This is a genomic window from Actinoallomurus acaciae (genome assembly GCF_042429965.1).
GTDB classification, from domain to species: Bacteria; Actinomycetota; Actinomycetes; order Streptosporangiales; family Streptosporangiaceae; genus Actinoallomurus; species Actinoallomurus acaciae.
In genome coordinates this window covers 1-622 of the sequence record NZ_JBHLZP010000589.1, presented here as the reverse complement: position 1 = coordinate 622, position 622 = coordinate 1, and the positions used below count along the sequence as shown (strand labels likewise).

The window sequence follows — 622 nt, the reverse complement described above, 5'->3', positions numbered from 1 at the left end:
CGGTCGGCCTCCGGCCGCGTCCGGTCGAGCACGTCGGCCGCGGTCTCCGGCCCGAAGTCCGCGCCGGGGACCACGCCGAGCAGGTCGAAGGCCCGCCTCTGCTCGGCGCCGAGGCGCGCGTAGGAGAGGTCGAACGCCGCGCGGACACCGAGGGGACGGCCCTGCTCATCGACGTCGTCGTACCGCAGCCGGTCGAGCCGGTCGCGCGCCTCGGCCAGTGCGGCGACCTCGTCGGAGAGCGGCCGGTGCGGGTCGTCCAGGAGCAGCGCCGCGCCGATCCGCAACGCGAGCGGCAGCCGCCCGCGCAGCGCGGCGAGCCGCTCCGCGTCCTGCGGGGACTCCGTCACCCGGCCGTCGCCCGGAACGGTGTGCCGCAGCGCCCGGTCGAGCAGGCGCACGGACTCCCCGGCGTCGAGCGGCGCCAGGTCGATCCGGTGCGCCGCGAGCGTGGAGAGCGTGTTGCGCGACGTGATGATCATGTGGTGTGGCGGGCCCGGGAGCAACGGCGCGACCTGGCCGGCGGACGCGACGTCGTCCAGCACGATCAGCAGGGGCTGCGCCGCCGGAGCGGCGAGCGTGGTCCGCCACAGCCCGATCGGCTCGGGCGGCGTGCCGCCCGGCC

The 622-nt window shown here is 77.7% G+C and carries 1 pseudogene; it reads right to left on the bottom strand.

The window, feature by feature from the left end:
- Positions 1–622: pseudogene (locus ACFFNX_RS42655) on the bottom strand (regulator); the annotation flags it as partial.